28 protein-coding genes, 2 tRNA genes and 1 riboswitch are annotated in these 21,072 nt (G+C 73.2%); of the genes, 22 read left to right on the forward strand and 8 right to left on the reverse strand.

The features are described from left to right. Positions 1-116: 116 nt before the first annotated feature. The 6 genes from CMS_RS07585 (at position 117) to CMS_RS07610 (ending at position 4,534) form a co-directional block, all read left to right on the forward strand. Positions 117-449, forward strand: a complete 333-nt coding sequence (locus CMS_RS07585; protein ID WP_012038119.1) for a hypothetical protein — start codon at positions 117-119, stop codon at positions 447-449. A gap of 114 nt (positions 450-563) precedes the next feature. Next, a riboswitch (TPP riboswitch) is annotated at positions 564-674 on the forward strand. Positions 675-707: 33 nt separating this feature from the next. After that, the gene (locus tag CMS_RS07590; protein WP_012298901.1) at positions 708-1,358 is read left to right on the forward strand and encodes an ECF transporter S component; all 651 of its coding nucleotides are present in this window, start codon (positions 708-710) and stop codon (positions 1,356-1,358) included. 2 nt (positions 1,359-1,360) lie between these two features. Continuing rightward, on the forward strand, positions 1,361-2,923 hold the full coding sequence (locus tag CMS_RS07595) for an ABC transporter ATP-binding protein (protein ID WP_012298902.1): 1,563 nt from the start codon (positions 1,361-1,363) through the stop codon (positions 2,921-2,923). Continuing rightward, positions 2,920-3,714, forward strand: coding sequence for an energy-coupling factor transporter transmembrane component T family protein (locus CMS_RS07600; protein WP_012298903.1), 795 nt, complete (start codon positions 2,920-2,922; stop codon positions 3,712-3,714). Before CMS_RS07595 ends, CMS_RS07600 begins: the two co-directional genes overlap by 4 nt. After that, entirely contained in the window at positions 3,704-4,252 is a 549-nt protein-coding gene (locus CMS_RS07605; RefSeq protein WP_012298904.1) for a nucleoside/nucleotide kinase family protein, read from the forward strand. The genes CMS_RS07600 and CMS_RS07605 overlap by 11 nt, the downstream gene beginning before the upstream one ends. A 9-nt stretch (positions 4,253-4,261) precedes the next feature. Further along, entirely contained in the window at positions 4,262-4,534 is a 273-nt protein-coding gene (locus CMS_RS07610; protein WP_012298905.1) for a hypothetical protein, read from the forward strand. Between the two features lie 158 nt (positions 4,535-4,692). Here the strand turns inward: CMS_RS07610 and CMS_RS07615 are convergent, their stop codons facing one another. The 3 genes from CMS_RS07615 to orn form a co-directional block, all read right to left on the reverse strand. Beyond that, positions 4,693-5,043, reverse strand: coding sequence for a metallopeptidase family protein (locus tag CMS_RS07615; protein ID WP_012298906.1), 351 nt, complete (start codon positions 5,041-5,043; stop codon positions 4,693-4,695). Between the two features lie 95 nt (positions 5,044-5,138). After that, positions 5,139-5,214, reverse strand: a tRNA-His gene (locus tag CMS_RS07620). A gap of 43 nt (positions 5,215-5,257) precedes the next feature. Further along, entirely contained in the window at positions 5,258-5,878 is a 621-nt protein-coding gene (orn, locus tag CMS_RS07625; RefSeq protein WP_012298907.1) for an oligoribonuclease, read from the reverse strand. A gap of 56 nt (positions 5,879-5,934) precedes the next feature. Between orn and CMS_RS07630 the strand changes: the two genes are divergently transcribed. The 4 genes from CMS_RS07630 (at position 5,935) to nadE (ending at position 7,465) form a co-directional block, all read left to right on the forward strand. Beyond that, complete coding sequence (locus tag CMS_RS07630) at positions 5,935-6,150, forward strand: SCO4848 family membrane protein (RefSeq protein WP_012298908.1); 216 nt, start codon at positions 5,935-5,937, stop codon at positions 6,148-6,150. 123 nt (positions 6,151-6,273) lie between these two features. Then, positions 6,274-6,516 (forward strand): thioredoxin domain-containing protein, encoded by a 243-nt coding sequence (locus CMS_RS07635; protein ID WP_223842758.1) that lies wholly within the window; start codon positions 6,274-6,276, stop codon positions 6,514-6,516. Between the two features lie 14 nt (positions 6,517-6,530). Then, a tRNA-Arg gene (locus CMS_RS07640) sits at positions 6,531-6,603 on the forward strand. Positions 6,604-6,643: 40 nt separating this feature from the next. Beyond that, positions 6,644-7,465: an ammonia-dependent NAD(+) synthetase gene (gene nadE / locus CMS_RS07645; RefSeq protein WP_012298910.1), complete on the forward strand. Its 822-nt coding sequence runs from the start codon at positions 6,644-6,646 to the stop codon at positions 7,463-7,465. Between the two features lie 86 nt (positions 7,466-7,551). Here nadE and CMS_RS07650 read toward each other — a convergent pair whose 3' ends face one another. Together CMS_RS07650 and CMS_RS07655 are read right to left on the reverse strand one after the other, a co-directional pair. Continuing rightward, positions 7,552-8,259, reverse strand: coding sequence for a hypothetical protein (locus CMS_RS07650; RefSeq protein ID WP_012298911.1), 708 nt, complete (start codon positions 8,257-8,259; stop codon positions 7,552-7,554). Positions 8,260-8,342: 83 nt separating this feature from the next. Further along, positions 8,343-8,579, reverse strand: a complete 237-nt coding sequence (locus tag CMS_RS07655; RefSeq protein WP_012298912.1) for a hypothetical protein — start codon at positions 8,577-8,579, stop codon at positions 8,343-8,345. A 170-nt stretch (positions 8,580-8,749) separates the two neighbouring features. Between CMS_RS07655 and msrA the strand changes: the two genes are divergently transcribed. The 6 genes from msrA (at position 8,750) to CMS_RS07685 (ending at position 13,328) form a co-directional block, all read left to right on the forward strand. Next, positions 8,750-9,277 carry a peptide-methionine (S)-S-oxide reductase MsrA gene (msrA, locus tag CMS_RS07660; RefSeq protein ID WP_012298913.1) on the forward strand — a complete coding sequence of 176 codons (528 nt, stop codon included), beginning with the start codon at positions 8,750-8,752 and terminating at the stop codon, positions 9,275-9,277. 106 nt (positions 9,278-9,383) lie between these two features. Then, positions 9,384-9,617 (forward strand): hypothetical protein, encoded by a 234-nt coding sequence (locus tag CMS_RS07665; RefSeq protein ID WP_012298914.1) that lies wholly within the window; start codon positions 9,384-9,386, stop codon positions 9,615-9,617. Between the two features lie 448 nt (positions 9,618-10,065). Beyond that, positions 10,066-10,629: a MarR family winged helix-turn-helix transcriptional regulator gene (locus CMS_RS07670; protein WP_012298915.1), complete on the forward strand. Its 564-nt coding sequence runs from the start codon at positions 10,066-10,068 to the stop codon at positions 10,627-10,629. Next, on the forward strand, positions 10,626-11,105 hold the full coding sequence (locus tag CMS_RS07675; protein ID WP_012298916.1) for a DUF6993 domain-containing protein: 480 nt from the start codon (positions 10,626-10,628) through the stop codon (positions 11,103-11,105). Before CMS_RS07670 ends, CMS_RS07675 begins: the two co-directional genes overlap by 4 nt. Before the next feature lie 63 nt (positions 11,106-11,168). Further along, entirely contained in the window at positions 11,169-12,851 is a 1,683-nt protein-coding gene (gene ettA / locus CMS_RS07680; protein WP_012298917.1) for an energy-dependent translational throttle protein EttA, read from the forward strand. A 3-nt stretch (positions 12,852-12,854) separates the two neighbouring features. Further along, positions 12,855-13,328, forward strand: coding sequence for an acyl-CoA thioesterase (locus tag CMS_RS07685; RefSeq protein ID WP_012298918.1), 474 nt, complete (start codon positions 12,855-12,857; stop codon positions 13,326-13,328). A 9-nt stretch (positions 13,329-13,337) separates the two neighbouring features. Here CMS_RS07685 and CMS_RS07690 read toward each other — a convergent pair whose 3' ends face one another. Further along, on the reverse strand, positions 13,338-14,243 hold the full coding sequence (locus CMS_RS07690; RefSeq protein WP_012298919.1) for an acyl-CoA thioesterase: 906 nt from the start codon (positions 14,241-14,243) through the stop codon (positions 13,338-13,340). Between the two features lie 82 nt (positions 14,244-14,325). Here CMS_RS07690 and CMS_RS07695 point away from each other — a divergent pair, with 82 nt between their 5' ends. Further along, the gene (locus tag CMS_RS07695) at positions 14,326-15,021 is read left to right on the forward strand and encodes a hypothetical protein (protein WP_012298920.1); all 696 of its coding nucleotides are present in this window, start codon (positions 14,326-14,328) and stop codon (positions 15,019-15,021) included. Positions 15,022-15,118: 97 nt separating this feature from the next. After that, positions 15,119-16,081, forward strand: coding sequence for an IS481-like element IS1121 family transposase (locus CMS_RS16575; protein WP_012296866.1), 963 nt, complete (start codon positions 15,119-15,121; stop codon positions 16,079-16,081). A 144-nt stretch (positions 16,082-16,225) separates the two neighbouring features. Here the strand turns inward: CMS_RS16575 and CMS_RS07705 are convergent, their stop codons facing one another. Then, complete coding sequence (locus tag CMS_RS07705; protein WP_012298921.1) at positions 16,226-16,786, reverse strand: SOUL family heme-binding protein; 561 nt, start codon at positions 16,784-16,786, stop codon at positions 16,226-16,228. 165 nt (positions 16,787-16,951) lie between these two features. Beyond that, the gene (locus CMS_RS07710; protein WP_012298922.1) at positions 16,952-17,491 is read right to left on the reverse strand and encodes an aminoacyl-tRNA deacylase; all 540 of its coding nucleotides are present in this window, start codon (positions 17,489-17,491) and stop codon (positions 16,952-16,954) included. A 51-nt stretch (positions 17,492-17,542) separates the two neighbouring features. Here CMS_RS07710 and CMS_RS07715 point away from each other — a divergent pair, with 51 nt between their 5' ends. From CMS_RS07715 to CMS_RS07730, 4 genes are all read left to right on the forward strand, one after another. Continuing rightward, the gene (locus tag CMS_RS07715; protein WP_012298923.1) at positions 17,543-18,268 is read left to right on the forward strand and encodes a DsbA family oxidoreductase; all 726 of its coding nucleotides are present in this window, start codon (positions 17,543-17,545) and stop codon (positions 18,266-18,268) included. Further along, the gene (locus CMS_RS17325; protein WP_012298924.1) at positions 18,265-18,483 is read left to right on the forward strand and encodes a hypothetical protein; all 219 of its coding nucleotides are present in this window, start codon (positions 18,265-18,267) and stop codon (positions 18,481-18,483) included. Before CMS_RS07715 ends, CMS_RS17325 begins: the two co-directional genes overlap by 4 nt. Before the next feature lie 92 nt (positions 18,484-18,575). Beyond that, positions 18,576-19,802, forward strand: coding sequence for a tRNA dihydrouridine synthase DusB (gene dusB, locus CMS_RS07725; RefSeq protein WP_012298925.1), 1,227 nt, complete (start codon positions 18,576-18,578; stop codon positions 19,800-19,802). Positions 19,803-19,806: 4 nt separating this feature from the next. Continuing rightward, positions 19,807-21,066: a deoxyguanosinetriphosphate triphosphohydrolase gene (locus CMS_RS07730; protein WP_012298926.1), complete on the forward strand. Its 1,260-nt coding sequence runs from the start codon at positions 19,807-19,809 to the stop codon at positions 21,064-21,066. Positions 21,067-21,072 lie beyond the last annotated feature (6 nt).

Raw genomic sequence — 21,072 nt, forward strand, 5'->3', positions numbered from 1 at the left:
GTGGGCCGCAGCGGCAGGGGGGGCGGATGCGACGCAGCGACGCACCACGGGCGAGGCTACCGTGGGCGCCCGGATTGGCCCGCATCCCGAGGGCCCCGCAGGGTACGGTGGGTCGCATGACCAACCTCGTCGCACAGCTCGCAGAGAACGTGAAGAACGCCGGAGTGGGGACGGTCTACGGCGACCCCCTCGACATCGACGGCTCGACCATCGTGCCCGTGGCGTTCGCCTGGTACGGCTTCGGCGGGGGCAGCGACCTCCCCGACTCGGACGGCAACGTCGCCGGCGGCGGCGGGGGCGGCGGCGCCACCTGGCCCATCGGCGCCTACATCGCCACCGACGGCGAGGTGCGCTTCCAGCCCAACGTGATCGCCCTGCTCGCGGTGGCCACGCCCGTCATCTGGATCTCCGGCAAGGTCCTCGTCAAGCTCATCAAGACGCTGAAGTAGCCGCAGCCGCACCACCACCGCGGAGCGCGGGTGCCCTCGGGCGCCCGCGCTCCCGTGCGTCCGGGGACGCGCGCCGTCGCTGCTTTCCGGGCGCGTCGCCCGCGCGCTATGCTCGCCGGTGAACACGGGAGTCCGGTGAGCCGGACTGAGAGGAAGATCCCCAATCTTCGACCGTCGAACCTGATCTGGATCATGCCAGCGCAGGGAGGTTTCCTTTCTCCACCCGTGCCTCTTCCACCTCACCGAAGGGCACGTCCGATGACCGCATCACCCTCGTCCACCGCATCCGCTCCGGCCGGCGTCGCCGCCCGCAGCCCCCGCTCCGGCCTCCGCGCCCGCTGGCGCGTCATCGACATCGTCGTGGCCAGCGTCCTCGGCGTGGCCTCCGGCCTCGTCTTCGTGATCTGGAACACGGCGTCCGTCCCCGTCGCGGGTGTGTTCCAGCCCCTGCTCCCCGGGCTCCAGGCGCTCGCGGGCGGCGGCTGGCTCTTCGCGGGCGTCCTCACCGGCATCGTGATCCGCAAGCCCGGCGCCGCCCTCTACGGCGAGCTGCTCGCCGCGTTCGTCTCCATGCTCGTCGGCAACGTGTGGGGGGTGAGCACGCTCCTCTCCGGCCTCACGCAGGGCCTCGGCGCGGAGCTCGTGCTGCTCGCCTTCCTCTACGCGAACTGGCGCGCCTACGTCGCCGTGCTCGCCGGCATGGGCGCGGGGCTCGGCATGGCGATCACGGACCTCGTCACCTACTACGTGGGATCCACACCGCTCTTCGCGACGATCTACACGGTCGCGGCGCTCGTCTCGGGCGCGGTCGTCGCGGGGCTGCTCCCGTGGCTCGTCGCCCGGGCGCTCGCCCGCACCGGCGCGCTCTCGCGCTTCGCCTCGGGCCGCGACACCGCGGCCCGCGTCTGACCGTGCGGCGACCGGGTCGTCGCCCGTCCTTGCTCGAGGCCTCGCGCGTGCCGCTCGCCGGGCCCGAGGCGACGGCCGAGCGGGCGGGCGGCGCGTCCGTCCGAGCCGAGGGCTGGGGCTGGCGGCACGCGGGACGGACCGCCTGGGCGGTCCGCGACGTCGACCTGGTCATCGAGCCGGGGGAGCGGGTGCTGCTCCTCGGCGCGTCCGGCGCCGGGAAGACCACGCTCATGCACGCGCTCGCGGGCGTCCTCGGCGGTGACGACGAGGGGGAGACCCGTGGCTCGCTGCGCGTCGATGGCCAGGATCCGGCCGCCCGCCGCGGCCGCGCTGGCCTCGTGCTGCAGGACCCCGACGCTCAGGTGATCCTTTCCCGTGTCGGCGACGACGTAGCATTCGGTTGCGAGAACCTCGGCGTCCCGCGCGACGAGATCTGGGTCCGCGTGCGGGCGGCGCTCGACGCGGTGGGCCTCGACGTCGCCCTGGACCGCTCCACGACCGCGCTCTCCGGCGGCCAGAAGCAGCGCCTCGCCCTCGCCGGCGTCCTCGCGATGCGGCCGGGTCTCCTGCTCCTCGACGAGCCGACCGCGAACCTCGACCCCGACGGCGTCGGCGAGGTGCGTCGCGCCGTCGAGTCCGTGGTCGAGTCGAGCGGCGCGACCCTCGTCGTCATCGAGCACCGCGTCGCCGTGTGGCAGGACCTCGTCGACCGGGTGGTCGTGTTCGCGGCGGACGGCGGGATCCTCGCCGACGGCGCGCCCGACGACGTCCTCCGCGACCAGGGTGCGTCGCTCGCGGCGGCCGGCGTCTGGGTGCCGGGCCGGGAGCCGGCCGAGCCCGTCCGGGAGCGCGCCGCGCCCGCTCCGCTCCTCCGGGCGGACGGCCTCGCCGTGGGCCGGGGCGGCGCACGCGGCACCGCGGTGGCCGAAGGCATCGGCGTCGCGTTCGCCTCGGGCCGCGTCACGGCGCTCACCGGACCGAACGGCGGTGGCAAGAGCACGCTCGCGCTCACGCTGGGCGGCCTGCTGCCCGCGCTGTCCGGCCGGGTCGTCGCGGAGGCGGCCCTCGCCGGCGGCCTCGGCGCGGATCCGGCCGCCTGGCGCTCGCGCGAGCTGGCGGCGCGCATCGGCACGGTGTTCCAGGATCCGGAGCACCAGTTCCTCGCCGGCACCGTGCGCGCCGAGCTCGGGGTCGGTCCGCGCGCCGTGGGCATGGATCCCGCCGAGGCCGCCCGTCGCGTCGACGAGCTGCTCGTGCGCCTCCGCCTCGACGGCCTCGCGGAGGCGAACCCCTTCACCCTCTCCGGGGGCGAGAAGCGGCGCCTCTCCGTCGCGACCGCCCTGGCGACCGCCCCGCGCCTCCTCGTCCTCGACGAACCCACGTTCGGGCAGGACGCCCGCACCTGGGCCGAGCTCGTCGCGCTCCTCGCCGACCTCGTCGACCGCGAGGGCGTGGGCGTCCTCGCCGTCACCCACGACGCCGACCTCGTCCGCGCGCTGGCGGACGAGGTCCTCCGCCTCGACGCCGTGCCGGGCGGAACCGCCCGCCTCGAGGCCGTGCGATGAGCGTTGCCGTGCCCCCGGTCGTCCCCGCCGCCCGCGCGACGGGCCTCGCCGCCGTCAACCCCGTGGCCCGGCTCGCGGCCGCGCTCGTGCTGACGCTCGTCCTCGTGCTGAGTCTCGACGCCGTCTCCGCGGGCACGGCGCTGCTGCTCGAGCTGCTGCTCCTGCCGTTCGCGGGCATCCGCCCGCGCGCATTCCTGGTCCGCGGCATCCCCGTCTGGATCGCCGCGCCCGCCGCGGGCCTCACGATCCTGCTCTACGGCCGCACGTCCGGCGACGTGTACGCGCAGTTCCTGCTCGTGGTGGTCAGCGAGGACTCGGTGCTGCTCGCGGTCGCGACGACCCTGCGCGTGCTGGCCATCGGCGTCGCGTCGCTCGTGCTCTTCACGGACGTGGATCCCACGGACCTCGCCGACGGCCTCGCGCAGGTCGCGCGCCTGCCGTCCCGCTTCGTGCTCGGCGCGCTCGCGGGCGTGCGGCTCGTCGGGCTGCTCCTCGACGACTGGCGCTCGCTCGAGCTGGCGCGACGTGCGCGGGGCGTGGCCGACCGCGGCCGGATCCGCCGGTTCGCCGGCCAGGCCTTCGCGCTCCTCGTGCTCTCGATCCGGCGCGGCAGCAAGCTGGCCACCGCGATGGAGGCCCGCGGCTTCGGCGGCGCCACCGCTCGCACCTGGGCCCGCCCCAGCGTCGTCGGTCGGCGGGAGGCGCTCGTCCTGGCCGTCGCCCTGCTCGTCGCCGCCAGCGCGGTGGCGGCCGCCGTCACGGCCGGGACCTGGGGCTCCGTTGCGGCCTGACGCGGGGGAGCGGCGCCCCGCGCTCGTCCTCGTCGACGGCCCGTCCGGCTCCGGCAAGTCGACCCTCGCGGACTCCCTCGTCCGGGACGGCGATGCGGACGCGGGGCTGCCGCCGGGCGCCCAGCTCCTCCGGCTCGACGACGTCTACCCCGGCTGGGACGGCCTCGAGGCGGCGTCCCGGCACCTCGAGCGGCACGTGCTCCCGGGGATGCGCCCGGGCGGGCGCCCCCGGTGGCGCCGCTGGGACTGGGTCGCCGGCGCGCCCGCGGAGTGGCACGACCTGGATCCGGCACGACCGCTCGTGGTCGAGGGCTGCGGATCCCTGACCCGGGCTGCCGCGGGCCTCGCCACGCACCGCATCTGGGTCGAGGCCGACGACGCCGTGCGCCGAGGTCGCGCCATCGCTCGCGACGGCGAGTCCTTCGCCGTGGAGTGGGAGCGCTGGGATGCGCAGTGGCGCGCGCACGTGGCCCGGGAGGATCCGCGCGCCCTGGCCGACGTCGTCGTCCGCACGGACGCCGTGGCGGCAGCCGGGTAGCCTGAGGCCATGACCGATTCCGCACCGTCCGACGTCCGCTACCTCGCCGTCTTCGCCGACGGCCCCCTCGAGGGAACCACCGAGACCCGCGTCCTCGTCGACGGCCAGCACGACGAGACCATCAGCACGATGTCCGCCGTCGAGGGCAAGGAGTCGCTCTTCCAGTACCGCGCCGGTGCCGTGTCCGAGATCGCGGGCGAGCAGCGCGTGACGTACACGTACGTGGTCGACGGCAGCGACGACGTCCTCGGCGAGGGCGACGACGAGTCCCTCGAGCTCTGATCCCCGCACCCCTCGGCGCCTGAGGCGCCGCCCACGACCCCGGCCCGCGATGCGGCACCCGGGGTCGTCGTGTGTCCGGGCGGAGCCTCGTCGGGCCGAGCCGAAGCCCACGCCCGGCAGAGGCTCGGGCCTGCCCGAGGTCCACGCCTGCCCGAGGCTCAGGCCCAGCCGAGCTCGTGCAGCCGGTCGTCGTCGATGCCGTGGAAGTGCGCGATCTCGTGCACGAGCGTCACGTGGACGAGGTCCCGTAGAGCGTCCATGTCCTCGGCCTCATGCAGGTGCGGCTCGCGGTAGACGACGATGCGGTCCGGCATCTCGCCGAACCCGTACTGCCCGCGCTCGGTCATGGCGACGCCGTCGTAGAGGCCGAGGAGGTCGAGCGTCCCGTCCTCGGGCCGGTCCTCGACGACGAAGACGACGTTGTCGAGCCCGTCCACCATCTCGTCCGGCAGGTCGTCGAGCTTGTCCACCACCAGTCGCTCGAAGTCGTCGGGGTCGAGGTGCAGCACGGACTCAGCCTCGCACAGGCGACGGGCGTCGGGCGTCGTCGGCGTGCGCGCGAAGCGGAAGGGCCGGGACCCTCTCGGATCCCGGCCCTTCCCGGTGGGGTGGACGACGGGGCTCGAACCCGCGACTTCCGGCTCCACAAGCCAGCGCTCTGCCAACTGAGCTACGCCCACCATGCGGCCGATCCCGCTCTCGCGGACGGCCATGACGAGGATACTACAGCCGCGAGGCCCAGGCGGACGTGACGTCCGCGGAGATGGCCTGGACGTCGTCGGTCGGGGGGCCGGGGGCCGGGACGAAGGCCGCGCGGCGGTAGTACTCGAGCTCGCGGATCGACTCGAGGATGTCGGCGAGGGCGCGGTGCCCGCCGTTCTTCTCGGGGGAGTTGAAGTAGATCCGCGGGAACCACTCCTTGGCGAGCACCTTGATGGAGGAGACGTCGACGCTGCGGTAGTGGAGGTGGGCGTCGACGCGGGGCATGTACTTCGCGAGGAACGCGCGGTCGGTGCCGATGGTGTTGCCCGCGATGGGGGCCTTGCCGCCGTTCGGCACGTGTTGCAGCAGGTACTCGAGCACCGCGAACTCGGCGTCGGCGAGGCTCACGCCCGCGGGGATCTCGTCGAGCAGCCCCGAGGAGCGGTGCATCTCGGTGACGAACTCGCCCATGTTGGCGAGCGCGGCGGGATCGGGGTTGATCACGATCGTGAAGCCGGCGTCGACGGGGACGAGGTCGAAGTCGGTGACGACCACCGCGACCTCCACCAGCTCGTCGATCGCGAGGTCGAGCCCCGTCATCTCGCAGTCGATCCACACCAGCCGGTCCGCGTTGTTGCCCATCCCCCGATCCTATCGGGGGGGGCGGGCCGCCCCGATGCGCCGCCTACCATGGTGGAGTGATCACCCTCCTCGCCGTCCTCCTCATCGTCAACGGCGTCTGGAACGTCGTCGTCTGGCCGCAGTTCCTCAAGCGCGTCGCGAAGGATCCCCGTGCCCGCAACGCCGACGGGTCGCGCACCCCGTTCTTCACGGTGCACCTCGTGCTGGTGTCGGTCTCGCTGCTGCTCGCCCTCGTGTCGATCGTCGCCGCCGTCGCGGCGTTCCTCTCCTGACCTCCGGAGAGGGCCTGCCCGCGGCGGACGCCGCGCCCGCCGGATCGGAGGGCGTGCGCGTCGTCATGTTCTCCTCTCCTCTTCTGCGTGCCGTGCCATACGACCCGGCGCACCCTCGCGGAGGTGCAGCGGCTCCTGCCGTGGCTCCCGGTCGAGGAGCTCGACGTGGCGACGCATCCCGACCGCGCCGAGGCCGAGGGCATCCGCTCGACGCCGACGATCCTCGTGCGCGCCGGTCACTTCGAGGTGCTCCCTGCCGAGGGCGTGCCGACCGCGCCGCAGGTGCTCCAGGCGGTGGTGCGTGCCATGGACGGGACCCCGCCGAGCGGTCCTGCGGGGGCCCCGGGTCGCGAGGATCCCGCGTAGTACCCTTGTCTCGACCCCCCGTAGCTCAATGGATAGAGCATCGGCCTTCTAATCCGACGGTTGCGCGTTCGAGTCGCGCCGGGGGGACCGTCTGTCGGATGGGCGGGATCGGCCGTAGATTCGACGCATGCGCGACATCCAGTCACAGATCATCGACGCCCTCGAGGTGCGTCCGACCATCGATCCCGCCGACGAGGTCCGGAAGCGCGTCGACTTCCTCAAGGCCTACCTCCGGTCCACCGGCGCCGAGGGCTTCGTCCTCGGCGTGAGCGGCGGGCAGGACTCCTCTCTCGCCGGACGGCTCGCCCAGCTGGCGGTCGAGGAGCTCGCCGCCGAGGGGCTCCTCGCGGAGTTCGTCGCCGTCCGCCTGCCGTACGGCGTGCAGGCCGACGAGGAGGACGCGCAGCTGGCGCTCTCCTTCATCCAGCCGAAGTCGAGCGTCGTCTTCGACATCAAGCGGGCCGTCGACGGCTTCCAGGCGGAGTACGCCGACGCCGCCGGTCACGCGATGACCGACTTCACCAAGGGCAACGTCAAGGCGCGCTCCCGCATGATCGCGCAGTACGCGCTGGCCGGCCAGGCCCGCCTCCTGGTGATCGGCACGGACCACGCGGCCGAGGCCGTCACGGGCTTCTTCACGAAGTACGGCGACGGAGGCGCGGACGTGCTCCCGCTGACGGGGCTCACCAAGCGCCAGGGCCGCGCACTGCTCGAGCGCCTCGGCGCGCCGGAGCGGCTCTACCTCAAGGCGCCCACCGCCGATCTGCTGGACGAGACCCCCGGCCAGACCGACGAGGCCAACCTCGGCCTCACCTACGCCGACATCGACGACTTCCTCGAGGGCCGCGACGTCGACGACGAGGTGGCCGAGGCCATCGAGGCCCGCTATGCGAGCACGGAGCACAAGCGCCGCGTCCCCGCCAGCATGTTCGACGACTGGTGGAAGTGATCCGGCCTGATCCGCCTGCCCGGCGCCTCGACGCCCCGCACCTCATCGGAGGTGCGGGGCGTCGTCATGTGCCTGTGGGCGGCGCGTCAGCGGCGTTCGCCCTCCGCGGTGCGCGAGTTGGCGGCGGCCGACGACGGCACGGGAGGGCTGTACTGCTCGTCCGGGGACTCGACGCGGCGCTCGGCGGCGGGCTGGTCGTCGGAGCCGCTGCGCCACGGAACGGGCACCGGCGCGACGGCGGTCGTCTCGGCCTGGTGCGTCTGAGGCCGGGTCGCGGCGCTGTCCGCGGCCGGCTGGTCGTCCTCGAACTGCCAGCGCGAGATGTCGCCCTGGAAGATCTTGCGGGCGCGGCCGGGGTGGTGCTGCCACTCGACCATGCGGTCGCGGAACTCGGCGAGCTGCGCGTCGAACTGGAAGCCGAAGCTGCCGCTGCCGCGCTTGAACTCGGTGATCTCGTGAGCGGCCCAGGTGGCGGCGGTCGCCGCGCCCTTGACCGGCAGGAGTCGGATGCGGATGTCGGCCTCGCCGGCTGCGCGGTCGGCGAGCACGCGCTCCTGCGCCGTGAGGCCGTCCCAGACGGAGGCCTGGCGGGCCGCGTCCACGAGGACGCCGATGGCGGCCGCCTTCACCTCGCGGTCGTGCCGGGTGAGGATCCGCTGCGTGGCGCCGCGCGCGATGACGGCGGCGAGCACGCCGGCCACCACGATAGCCACGAAGGGGACGACGACGCCGGAGAGGAGCTGCGTGCCCCGCTCGGACGCGAGGGCATCGAGGAGATCATTCCACCACTGCATGCGGCGACCGTACCCCGGGGTCCGAGCCGGATCCGGGAGGCCGGGCGGGCGCGTCGCCTCGCGTGCTCGCGGGCGGACGACCGTCAGAACCGGAGGCAGTCGACCGCGTCCTGCAGCGACCAGAAGTCGCCCAGCGGGACGAACCCCTGCGCGTCCCGGCGCAGGCGCTTGGCGCGGAAGCGCTCGCCCTGCGGATCGTGCATGCGCTCGACGTAGCCGAGCACCGCGCCGTCCGGCCGGGTGACGCGCAGCAGGCCGTCGTGCAGCTCGCGGACCTGGGCTGCCGAGCGCGCCAGGGGGGGGTAGGTGATGCTGGGCATGGTGTCCTCCGTCCGTGCGCCGCCGGCCCGGCGGTGTCCTGATGTCCCCGAAGCTACGGGCGACCACCGACATCGGGCCGGTGCGGAATGGGCGGCGGTGCGTGACGGTTCCCTCCCATGTCGACCGCCGCGGACCTCGCGCGCATCGACGGGAAGTAGGTTCATCTCTCATGCAGACATTCATCCTCGCCGGCGGCTGCTTCTGGTGCCTCGATGCGGTCTACCGCACGCTCGACGGCGTCCAGGACGTCATCTCCGGCTACATCGGCGGCCACACCGCCCACCCCTCCTACGACGCCGTGTGCACGGGCGCGACCGGGCACGCCGAGGCGGTGAAGGTGGTCTTCGACGAGGAGGTCATCCCCGCGGACGTCATCCTCGACGTGTTCTTCACGCTGCACGACCCGCGCCAGCTCAACCGCCAGGGCGCCGACGTCGGCACCCAGTACCGCTCGGCCATGTTCCCCGCGGACGCCGAGCAGGAGCAGCTCTTCCGCGACGCGATCGCCCGCGCCGGCGACCTGTTGGACGGCACGCCCGTCACGACGATCGAGCCGCTCGGCACCTGGCACGACGCAGAGGACTACCACCAGGACTTCTTCGCCAAGAACCCGGGCCAGGGCTACTGCAACGCGGTCGCCGTGCCCAAGGTGAACAAGGTGCGGAAGTCGTTCGCGCAGTACGTGCGCGCCGCCTGATCCACCGCTCCCCGACGCCCCGCGGCCTGTACGGCCGCGGGGCCTCGGCGTACCATCGGGACGTCCGGGCGACGGAGCCCGGGGAGGAGAGGCGACGACGATGTCCATGACCACCAGCACAAGCACGACCCGTACGAACGGGGTCCCGCGGACCGCGGGCAAGACATGGGTGGCCTTCGGGGCCACGGGGGCGATCGCCTCCATCCACTCGCACGACGACGGATACGAGGTGCGGTCGCTGCACCGCGGCGTCGTGGCCGGCGCATACCCGACGCTCGAGATCGCGAAGGCCGCGCTCCGGGCGGGCCGGGACGACGACCTCCGCTTCACTGAGCACTGAGCCCCCGCCGTCCCTCCCCAGGCGCGCGCGCTCCGCGTCGCGCCCGGGACCCGCTCGGCGTCCCCGCGCCGCACCTCCGGCGGCGCATCCTGCGTCGGCGGCCACGTGGTCGCGGGGAGGGGCGGCCAGGTGGGCGACGGGGGCGGGGGACGCGAGCGCGATCGGAGCGGGCGCGGGGCGCGCGTAGTGCTGCGGGGGATGGTGACCTGCCGTCCGCGGGGCATCCGCACGGTCGAGGGGTGGGAGGTCGCGAGCCTCCTCGTCGGATCCGGCGCCGCGGGCGCCGCGGAGGGCGGCGCCGTCCTCGTGGTCTGCACCGGTGCCGGGTCGTCCCGCGTCGGGGCGCCCGCCCCGAGGACGACGCGACCGAGCTCGTCGCCGAGGCGGTGCTCGCCCACAGCGGGGCAGGGACGGTCGTCCCGGTCTCGGCGGAGCCTAGGATCGCACCATGAGCGGATCCCCCCGGTGGCTCGAGCCGGATCAGCAGCGAGCCTGGCGGACGGTCATCGTCGCCCTGAACCACGTCACCGAGCGCATCGAGCGGCAGCTCCTCCGGGACTCGGGGATGCCGCATGCGTACTACATGATCCTCGTCCGCCTGTCGGAGGCGGAGGACGTGGCGCTCCCGATGAGCGTGCTGGCCCGGGCGCTCCAGGCCTCCGCGAGCCGGACCTCGCACGCCGTCACCCGGTTGGAGCAGCTGGGCTGGGTCCGTCGCACGCGGTCGCCGCACGACGGTCGGAGCCTCCTCGCCGAGCTCACGGACCAGGGTCGGGCGACCCTCGAGGCGGCGGCCCCCGGGCACGCGGAGGAGGTGCTCCGCACGGTGTTCGACCCGCTGACCGCGGATCAGACCGCGCAGCTCGAGGACATCGCGCGGGATATCCTCGCCAGCATGAGCGCATCCTCCCTCGACGACGGCCAGGGGAGCGCCCGCGGCGACGACCTCGCCATCCCCCCGGCACCCGACCGCGACGACGACACGGCCTGCGCCGACGAGTCCGCCGCGTGATCCGCGTCTCCCGCGCCCTCCTGGCGCCGGCGCTCCTCGTCGCCCTGCTCCTGTCGGCCTGCACGCAGACGTCGACGGCACCCGAGCCGACGCCCGCCGCCGTCACGGCGACCGCCGCGCCCGGCGCTGCGCCCGCCTCCCCGACCGTCGCGCCCGTCGACCCGGACGGCACGGCCAAGGGCAACCTGCCGGCCTTCGAGGCGGCCGCCGGAGCCGTCGTCGCGGCGGACGCGGACGCGCAGGGCCGCGCGCTCGTCGATGCCCTCGTGGCGGTCGGCTTCCCGAAGGACCGCATGGAGGTCACGGCAGACGCGACGCCCCTCGGCAACGCGGTCGACTCGATCCTCGTGGCCGTGCACATGCCGGACGCCTGCCTCATCGGGCAGCGCGCGCGAGACGGGTTCAGCGCCCACGTGGAGCCGGCGCTCTCGTCCGGCCGCTGCCTCGTCGGCCAGACGCGCATGATCGACTGGTGACGGCGGCGCCGGTGCCTCCCGGCGCGGCATCCGGCGGCTGCCGCACTGAATAGACTCGTGCCCATGGCTGAATACATCTACTCGATGGTCCGCGCCCGGAAGTCGGTCGGCGACAAGCTGATCCTCGACGACGTCACCATGTCGTTCATCCCCGGCGCGAAGATCGGCGTCGTCGGGCCGAACGGCGCGGGCAAGTCGACGATCCTCAAGATCATGGCGGGCCTCGACACCCCCAGCAACGGCGAGGCCAAGCTCTCGCCCGGCTACTCGGTCGGCATCCTCATGCAGGAGCCCGAGCTCGACGAGTCGAAGACCGTGCTCGAGAACGTCCAGGAGGGCGTCGGCCCGCTGAAGGCGCAGGTCGACCGCTACAACGAGATCGCCGCGGCCATGGCCGAGCCGGATGCGGACTTCGACACGCTGCTCGCCGAGATGGGCACGCTGCAGGAGGCCATCGACGCCGCCGACGGCTGGGAGCTCGACTCGCAGCTCGAGCAGGCGATGGACGCGCTCCGCACCCCGCCGGGGGATGCCTCGGTCGCGAACCTCTCCGGCGGCGAGAAGCGCCGCGTGGCGCTCTGCAAGCTGCTGCTCCAGAAGCCCGACCTGCTGCTCCTCGACGAGCCCACCAACCACCTCGACGCCGAGAGTGTGCTCTGGCTCGAGCAGCACCTCTCCAAGTACCCCGGCGCCGTCCTCGCCGTTACCCACGACCGGTACTTCCTCGACCACGTGGCCGAGTGGATCGCCGAGGTCGACCGGGGACGCCTCTACCCCTACGAGGGCAACTACTCGACCTACCTCGAGAAGAAGCAGGAGCGCCTCAGCGTCCAGGGCAAGAAGGACGCGAAGCTCTCCAAGCGCCTCGCCGAGGAGCTCGACTGGGTGCGCAGCAACGCGAAGGGCCGCCAGGCGAAGTCCAAGGCGCGCCTCGCGCGCTACGAGGAGATGGTGACCGAGGCGGAGCGCACGAGGAAGCTCGACTTCGAGGAGATCCAGATCCCCGTGGGTCCGCGCCTCGGCTCGCAGGTCATAGACGCGGACAAGCTGCACAAGCAGTTCGGCGAGCGGGTCCTCATCGACGACCTCTCCTTCACGCTGCCGCGCAACGGCATCGTCGGCGTCATCGGCCCGAACGGCGTCGGCAAGACGACGCTGTTCAAGACCATCGTCGGCTTCGAGCCGCTCGACTCCGGCGAGCTGAAGGTCGGCGACACCGTCGACATCTCCTACGTCGACCAGAGCCGCGGTGGCATCGACCCCGAGAAGTCGCTCTTCGAGGTCGTCTCCGACGGGCAGGACTACATCCAGGTCGGCAAGCAGGAGGTGCCCGCACGCGCCTACGTCTCCACCTTCGGGTTCAAGGGCCCCGACCAGCAGAAGAAGGCCGGCATCCTCTCCGGTGGTGAGCGCAACCGCCTGAACCTCGCGCTCACGCTCAAGCAGGGCGGCAACCTGCTGCTGCTCGACGAGCCCACCAACGACCTGGACGTCGAGACGCTCGGCAGCCTCGAGAACGCGCTCCTCGAGTTCCCCGGCTGCGCCGTGGTCATCACCCACGATCGGTGGTTCCTCGACCGGATCGCGACGCACATCCTCTCCTACGAGGGCACGGAGGAGGAACCGGCCAACTGGTACTGGTTCGAGGGCAACTTCGAGTCGTACGAGCAGAACAAGATCGAGCGCCTGGGCGCGGACGCCGCGAAGCCCCACCGCTCCGCGTACCGCAAGCTGACCCGGGACTGATCCGTGACCCGGGTCCACGTCCCGATCCACCTGAGGTGGGCGGACCTCGACGCCTACGACCACGTCAACAACGTCGAGGTCCTGCGGCTCCTGGAGGAGGCGCGCGTCCGCGCCTTCTGGCAGGGCGAGGACGACGGCGAGGACGCGGGGCTCGCGCTCATCGACGCGTCGGCGGGCGCGGCGACCATGACCCTGATCGCGCGTCAGGAGATCGAGTACCTGCTGCCCATCTCCTACGGGCGGCGTCCGCTCGACGTGCAGGTGTGGCTGGGGCGGCTCGGCGGGTCCAGCTTCGAGGCGTGCTACGAGGTGCGGACGCCGGCAGGCGTCGAGCCGGCCGCGTTGTACGCGCGCGCCTCCACGACGATCGTGCTCGTCGACGCCGCCACGGGGCGCCCGCGGCGCATCACCGAGGACGAGCGCGCCGCCTGGTCGACCTACCTCGAGGAGCCGGTGGCTTTCAGCCGTCGCGGCTGAGCGGGCCGGTCAGGCGCGGTCCGCGAGCGGCACCCGCACCATGCCCTCCTGGGCCACGCTCGCCAGCAGCACGCCGTCGCGCGAGTAGATGCGGCCGAGCGACAGGCCACGGCCACCCTGAGCGCTCGTCGACTCCTGCACGTAGAGCATCCACTCGTCGGCGCGGCCGAAGCGGTGGAACCACATCGCGTGGTCGAGGCTCGCCGCCTTGATCCCGGGCGTCGCCCACGAGAGGCCGTGCCGGCGGTAGATGGACTCGAGGATGGAGTAGTCGCTCGCGTAGGCGAGCGACGCCAGGTGCACGGCGGGGTCGTCGGGGAGGCGGCCGATCGCGCGGATCCACACGGCCTGGTGCGCGACGCGCTCCGGGGCTGCGCCGAAGTAGACGGGCTGCTCGACGTGGCGCATGTCGAAGGGGCGGTCGTTGGCCCAGTGCGCGGCGACCGGGTGGTCGATGCGGGACAGCACGTCGCGTGCGCTCGGCAGCGACTCCGGCTCGGGGATACCCTCGGGCATGGGGGCCTGGTGCTCGAGGCCCTCGTCCGCGTCCTGGAACGACGCGATCATCGAGAGGATCGGGCGGCCGTCCTGGTACGCCTGCGTGCGGCGGGTGGAGAACGAGCGGCCGTCGTGGATCCGATCGACCGAGAACGTGATGGGCTTCGTGACGTCGCCGGGCCGCAGGAAGTAGCCGTGCATGCTGTGCGGGCGGCGCTCGGGATCCGTCGTCCGCATCGCCGCGACGAGGGACTGGGCGAGCACCTGGCCCCCGAAGACGCGACCCATGGGCATCCACTGCGACGGTCCGGTGGAGATGTCCTCGCTCGTGCGCGCACCCGTGTCGGTGGGGTCGAGGGCGGTGAGGAGGCCGGCGAGCGGGCCGTCGTCCGGGATGTCGGATGCGTGGTCGGTCATGGGTCCTCCGCGTGGCGGGCCGGCCTCGGGTGGCCGGGCGCCCGGCGGATCGCAGAGGCGCATCCAGTAGCTTAGACACGCCATGACGCCCTCCTTCGCCCTCCGGGACGCCCTCGCCCTCGGCGATCTGCAGACCTTCCTCGGGCGCTCCGCCCGCGTCGACGACGGGGCCGTGCGGCTCATCGGATCCGGTGGGGTCCTCGCCGTGTACACGTCGGTCCTCCAGCCCGCCGGCCTCCTCGACCGGTCGCCCACCGTGCTCGGCCTCCGCACCTTCGCGGCCGAGACGCAGGCCCCCGTGGACAGCGTGGTGCCGATCCGCGCGCTCCTCGACCGGCTCGCGCGCCTCGAGGGGCCGGCGACCGGATCCCCGGGCGAGCCCGTCGGCGTGCTCGTGCCGCCGGACACCGCCACCGCGCCGTGGGCGGGGATCTCGCCACCGCGCGCCGGGTGGGAACGCGTCGCGGACGTGCCCACCGCTTCCCTGCGCGCGGCAGCGCGGGCCGGGATCGACGAGGTGGCCGCGGCCGTCCCGTCGGGGATCGGCGAGCAGATCGTCACGCGCGTGCGCGGAGAGGTGTGGGGACGCCCAGTTGACGGCGCTCCCGACGTCGTCGGCGGCGGGGCGTTCGCGGCCTACAGCCTGGGGTTCCTCGGGCCGGATCCGGACGGCGACGCCGAGGCCGACGACGTGGAGCCGCCGGTCGCCGTCTTCCGCACGGGTCCGTGGACGCGGCTCACCATGGCGCGCGGGCACGTGCTCGTGCGGCGGCTCTAGCTGTACTCGGCCATGACGTTGGTGACACTTCGGGGCGTGTGAAGAGGCCTCCTGGCTTGATGGAGCTGTTCAGTTCAACCATCGCCAGGAGGCCTCGATGTCCCACGGTAATGCTCGTCTGACGGTTCACGGGAGGGTTCTCCTCGTGCGGCGGGTGGTGGAGGATCGTCGGCCGGTCGCGCACGTCGCGCGGGAGCTGGGGGTGTCGCGGCAGTGCGCGCATCGATGGGTGAACCGGTTCCGTGCCGAGGGGCTGCGAGGGCTGACGGATCGGTCATCGCGGCCCCGGTCAGTACCGAGGCGAACGAGCCCGGAGCGGGAACGGGCCGTGCTGGAAGCGCGGGCCCAGTTGCGGGCGGGTCCTGCGCGGCTGGCGCCGGTGACAGGTGTTCCATCCCGTACGATCTCCCGCATCCTGCGCCGGCACGGGGCGCCGCCGTTGGCATGGTTGGACCCCGTCACCGGGGCCGTGATCCGGGCATCCCGGTCAACGGCGCACCGGTATGAGCACGAGCATCCGGGTGATCTGATCCACGTGGACGTGAAGAAGCTCGGGAGGATCCCGGACGGAGGCGGCTGGCGGGTCCACGGGCGCAGCGAGCAGGTCCGCGGCCGCGGGATCGGGTTCGATTACGTCCATGCCGCGGTCGATGACCACACCCGTCTCGCCTACGCGGAGATCCATCCCGATGAGAAAGGCGCGACCGCGGCCGGGTTCCTGACCCGCGCAGCGGCGTACTTCGCCGGGCGCGGGATCACCCGGATCGAGCGGGTCATCACGGACAACGCGTTCGCCTACCGGCACTCGACCGCGTTCAAGAACGCCGTCCAGGACCTGGGCGCGCGGCAGAAGTTCATCCGCCCGCACTGCCCCTGGCAGAACGGCAAGGTCGAGCGCTTCAACCGGACCCTCGCGACCGAGTGGGCCTACCGGCAACCCTTCACCAGCAACCAACACCGCGCCGACGCGCTTGACCCCTTCATCGAGCACTACAACACTGAACGAATCCACTCAAGCCACGGGCTCACGCCCGCGGCCCGAGTGTCACCAACGTCATGACCCAGTACAGCTAGGGCGCACCGGTGCGGAGAGCCACCGTCGTCCGGCCGCGAGGGGTGCCGGGTCGCGGCGGACGATGCCGCCCCGCGGGAGGTCACGTCGTGCGCGCCGTCCGGGTGATCGGACGGAGGGGACCGGAGGCGATCAGCCGGCGACGTCGATGAGGACCTCGTTGCGTCGCAGGAACCAGGGCTTGTAGGGCGGGTCGAACCGGGCGAAGCGGGGTGCGGAGAGGGTGGTGATCGACGCCTCGGCCAAGGCAGCGATGAGCTCCTCGCAGCGCTCGTCGTAGCGGGCCCGCGTCCAGCGGCCGGAGTAGGTCGTGGCCGCCACGAGCGCCTCGGGGACCGTCCGGAGGGAGACCTCGGGGCTCGTCGGCGCAGGAGCCGTCGCCTCGGTGAACGTCGACGGGAGGACGAACGCGACGACATGGCTCCCGGCGTCCTGCCCCGCCGTCTGGACGACGGGTGCTGCCATCGCGATCTCCTGCGAGACCGGGGCCTGGACGACCGGCGCCGTCATGGCCACCTTCCCGCCCGCGGCGTTCGCCCCGCTGATGTAGCCGAACAGGGCTCGGAACGCCGTGTTGCCGGCGGCGTCGAAGTCGGCGCGGACAGTGACCTCCGCGACGACGTGCTCGGGGTATCGGCGCACCTGGAAGGAGGACTCCTCACGCACCACGGTGTACGGCTGCTGCTCGGTCATGGTGGCACGCTACCCGGGCGGCCTCCCTGGGCCCAGGGCGCTGCGGTCTTCGGATTCTCAAGCGCGGACGATGCGCCCGGTGTCGACCGCTGAGTCGTGGTCGGCGCATCCGCTCGCGGTGCGACGCCGCGCGCCACGACACGTGCGGGCGCGGCACCACGCGGGTCAGAGGCGGCGGATCGTCAGCTCGTCGGTGATGTCGCCGACCGTCGCGCCGAGCGCGGCCACGAGGGCGTCGGCGTCCACGAGGGCGGAGACGCCGTGCTCGCCTGCGCCCATGCCGATGCGCCGGCCCGCGATCCGCTCGTCCGCGTAGACGGGCAGGTCGCCGTCGGCCCCGAGCGGCGTGATGGTGCCGCGCTCGTACCCCGTCGCCTCGAGCGCCACCTCGGGCGCCGGCATCGACAGCTTGTTGACGCCCACGAGCGCGCGCGGCTTCGACCAGCTGATCTGCCGGTCGCCCGGCACGAGCGCGATGAGCAGCGCGCCGTCGTGCCGCTTGACCACGAGCGACTTCACGAGGTGCGACGCCTCGATCCCGAGGCCGGCCGCGGCCTCCTCGAGCGACGAGGCGTCCGGGCGGTCCACGACCTCGACGTCGATGCCGAGGCGGGCGGCGTGATCGAGCACGCGCTGGCGGCCGCGGGGGGGGGGGGCGGCGTCGTCGGATCCGGACGGGACGGGAGAGGGGGAGATGTCGGCCATGCTCGGGCAACGCCGCGGGAATGCCCCGCCTTCCCGACGCGTTGCCCACCCGTGACCGACTCCACCGCCCCCGCCCTGCCCGCCATCCGCGTCGACGTCTGGTCGGACATCGCGTGCCCGTGGTGCTACGTCGGCAAGCGCCGCTTCGAGCGCGGAGCGCGCGACTTCCAGGCCCGGACGCCCGACGCCCCGGAGATCGCGATCACCTACCGCTCGTTCGAGCTCGCCCCCGACACCCCGGTCGACTTCCAGGGCACCGAGGTCGACTTCCTCGCGGGACACAAGCGCATCCCGGCCGACCGCGTCGCGACGATGCTCGACGACATGACCCGGCTCGCCGCCGCCGAGGGCCTCGCCTACGACTACGACGCGCTGCAGCACACCAACACGGTCCTCGCGCACGAGCTGCTGCACCTGGCGCGCGTGCGCGGCGTGCAGCTCGAGATGGTGGAGCGGCTGCTGAAGGCGTACTTCACCGAGGGGCGTCACGTCGGCCGCGTGCCGGACCTCGTCGAGCTCGCGGTCGAGGTCGGCCTCGATGCCGACGAGGTGCGCGAGGCCCTGGAGTCGCACCGTCACCTCGACGACGTGCGCGCCGACCAGGCGCAGGCGCTCGCCTACGGGATCCAGGGCGTTCCCTTCTTCGTGATCGACGAGCGCTTCGGCATCTCCGGTGCGCAGGACCCGTCGGTGTTCACCTCCGCGCTCGGCGAGGCCTTGGCCGCGCGCGACGGCGACACGGTCCGCGTCGTCGCGGGCGAGGAGGCGACGCGATGAGCCCGTCACCCGCCACCGGCGCGCTGCCCGTCGCCGCGTCCCCCTTCACGATGCGCGGATCCGTCGACGCGGCCGTCTGCGAGGGCGACTCCTGCCTGGTGCCCGGCGCCTCCGCCGTCGACGCCCCGGCCGCTGATGACTCCTCCGCCGACGCGTCCGCCGCCGCCGACCTCGCGCGGGTCCGCGACGCGATCGACGCCGGTCTCGCCATCTGACCGTCCCTCCCCAGGCGCCCGCCGCCTGGTCCCCGCGGGCATCGCGCTCCGCGTCCGCCGCCCGCCGTCCCGTCTGGGAGAATCGAGCCGTCATGTCCTCTCCGACCCTCGCCCCCGTCCCCTCCGCGGCCGACGCGCCCGGCGCCCCCGCGCCCTCCGCCGAGCCCGCCCTGCGCATCGGCGGCATCCCGCTCGACATGCCCGTGGTGCTCGCGCCCATGGCCGGCATCACCAACACCGCGTTCCGGCGCCTCTGCCGCGAGTTCGGCGCCGGCCTCTACGTCAGCGAGATGATCACGAGCCGCGCCCTCGTCGAGCGCACGCCCGAGTCCATGCGGCTCATCACGCACCACCCGTCGGAGAAGGTGCGCTCCATCCAGCTCTACGGGGTGGATCCGAAGACCGTGCGCGAGGCCGTCACCATGCTCGTCGCGGAGGACCGCGCCGACCACATCGACCTCAACTTCGGCTGCCCGGTCGCCAAGGTCACGCGCAAGGGCGGGGGAGCGGCCCTGCCGTGGAAGCTCGGGCTCTTCACCGACATCGTCGAGGGCGCCGTGAAGGCGGCGGGCAACATCCCCCTCACCGTGAAGATGCGCAAGGGCATCGACGCCGACCACCTCACCTACCTCGAGGCCGGGCGCGCCGCCGAGGGCGCGGGCGTCGCCTCCATCGCGCTGCACGCGCGCACGGCCGCGGACTACTACAGCGGCCACGCCGACTGGTCGGCCATCGCGAAGCTCAAGCAGGCCATCCGGAACGTCCCCGTCCTCGGCAACGGCGACATCTGGGCCGCGGAGGACGCCATCCGCATGATGGACGAGACCGGCGCGGACGGCGTGGTCGTCGGCCGCGGCTGCCTCGGCCGCCCGTGGCTCTTCGGCGACCTCGCCGCCGCGTTCCACGCTCGCGCCGCCGGCCTCGATCCTGCGGACACGCCCCGCGCCCACCCTTCGCAGGGCCAGGTCGCCGACACCTTCCGCCGCCACGTCGAGCTCCTCACCGAGTTCTTCGAGAGCGAGGAGCGGGGCTGCCGCGACGCACGCAAGCACGTGGCCTGGTACTTCAAGGGCTATCCGGTCGGCGGGGACCTGCGGGCAGCGCTCGCCTCCGCGTCCTCGCTCGCGGAGATCGACGGCCTGCTCGCCACGCTCGACCGCGACCAGCCGTACCCGGGTGCGGGCGCCGAGGGCGCGCGCGGCCGCCAGGGCAGCATGAAGCGCACGGCGCTGCCCGACCGGTGGCTCGAGAGCCGCGACATCGACGCGCAGGATGCGATGGAGATCGCGGACGGGGAGATCCACAACAGTGGCGGCTGAGGGCATGACGACGAGGTCCACGTACAGCGAGACCGACGCCGAGCGCTGGTACCCGGAGCAGCACTCGTCCCGTCGCAGCGACTTCGCGCGCGACCGCGCCCGCCTCCTGCACTCCAGCGCGCTCCGGCGCCTGGCCGCGAAGACCCAGGTGCTGAGCCCCATGGCCGGCCTCGACTTCGCGCGCAACCGCCTCACCCACTCCCTCGAGGTGGCGCAGGTGGGCCGCGAGCTCGCCTCGAGCCTCGACCTCGATCCCGACGTGGTCGACACCGCGTGCCTCGCCCACGACATCGGGCACCCGCCGTTCGGCCACAACGGCGAGCGGGCGCTCAACGACTGGGCGTCCGACATCGGCGGCTTCGAGGGCAACGCGCAGACGCTGCGCCTGCTCACGCGGCTCGAGCCCAAGGTCATCGGGCCGGAGGCCCGGCCCTACGGCCTCAACCTCACGCGCGCGAGCCTCGACGCGAGCTGCAAGTACCCGTGGCCGAGCTCGCAGTCGGTGCCCGACCCCTCGGGCCGCGGCAAGTTCGGCTTCTACGACGACGACGTGGCCGCGTTCGAGTGGCTGCGCGAGGGCGCGCCCGCCGGCCGCAAGTGCATCGAGGCCGAGGTCATGGACCTCAGCGACGACATCGCCTACTCGGTGCACGACTTCGAGGACGCCATCGTCGGCGGCTACGTCGACGTGCGCGCGCTCGGCGCCCGGGTCGACCACGAGGAGCTCGTCGACTCGATGGTCGCGTGGATCGGCGGCGCGCACTCGCACGAGGAGCTCATCCAGGCCTTCGACCGCCTCGACTCCCTCGACGTCTGGGTGGACGAGTACGACGGCGGCCGCGGCGCGCAGGCCGCGCTGAAGGACCTCACGAGCCAGCTCATCGGCCGGTTCGCGGGTGCCGCCACGCAGCTCACGCGCGCCACGCACACCGACCGCAGCCTCATCCGCTTCGGCGCGCACGTGGTGGTGCCCCGGGCGATCCAGGCGGAGATCGCCGTGCTGAAGGGCATCGTGGCCGCGTTCGTGATGTCGAAGAACACGCGCCAGCCCATCTACGCCCGCCAGCGCGAGGTGCTCGCGGGCCTCGCCGACGCGTTGCACGCGCGCGGCGCCGACGAGCTCGACCCCGGCTTCGCGGGCGACTGGCGCGAGGCCGCGGACGACGGGGCGCGCAAGCGCGTCATCGTCGACCAGGTCGCCAGCCTCACCGACCAGTCGGCCATCTCCTGGTACGAGCGCCTGTGCGCCCGGCCCGTCTTCTGATGCCGG

It is taken from the genome of Clavibacter sepedonicus, assembly GCF_000069225.1.
In the GTDB taxonomy this organism is placed as follows: domain Bacteria; phylum Actinomycetota; class Actinomycetes; order Actinomycetales; family Microbacteriaceae; genus Clavibacter; species Clavibacter sepedonicus.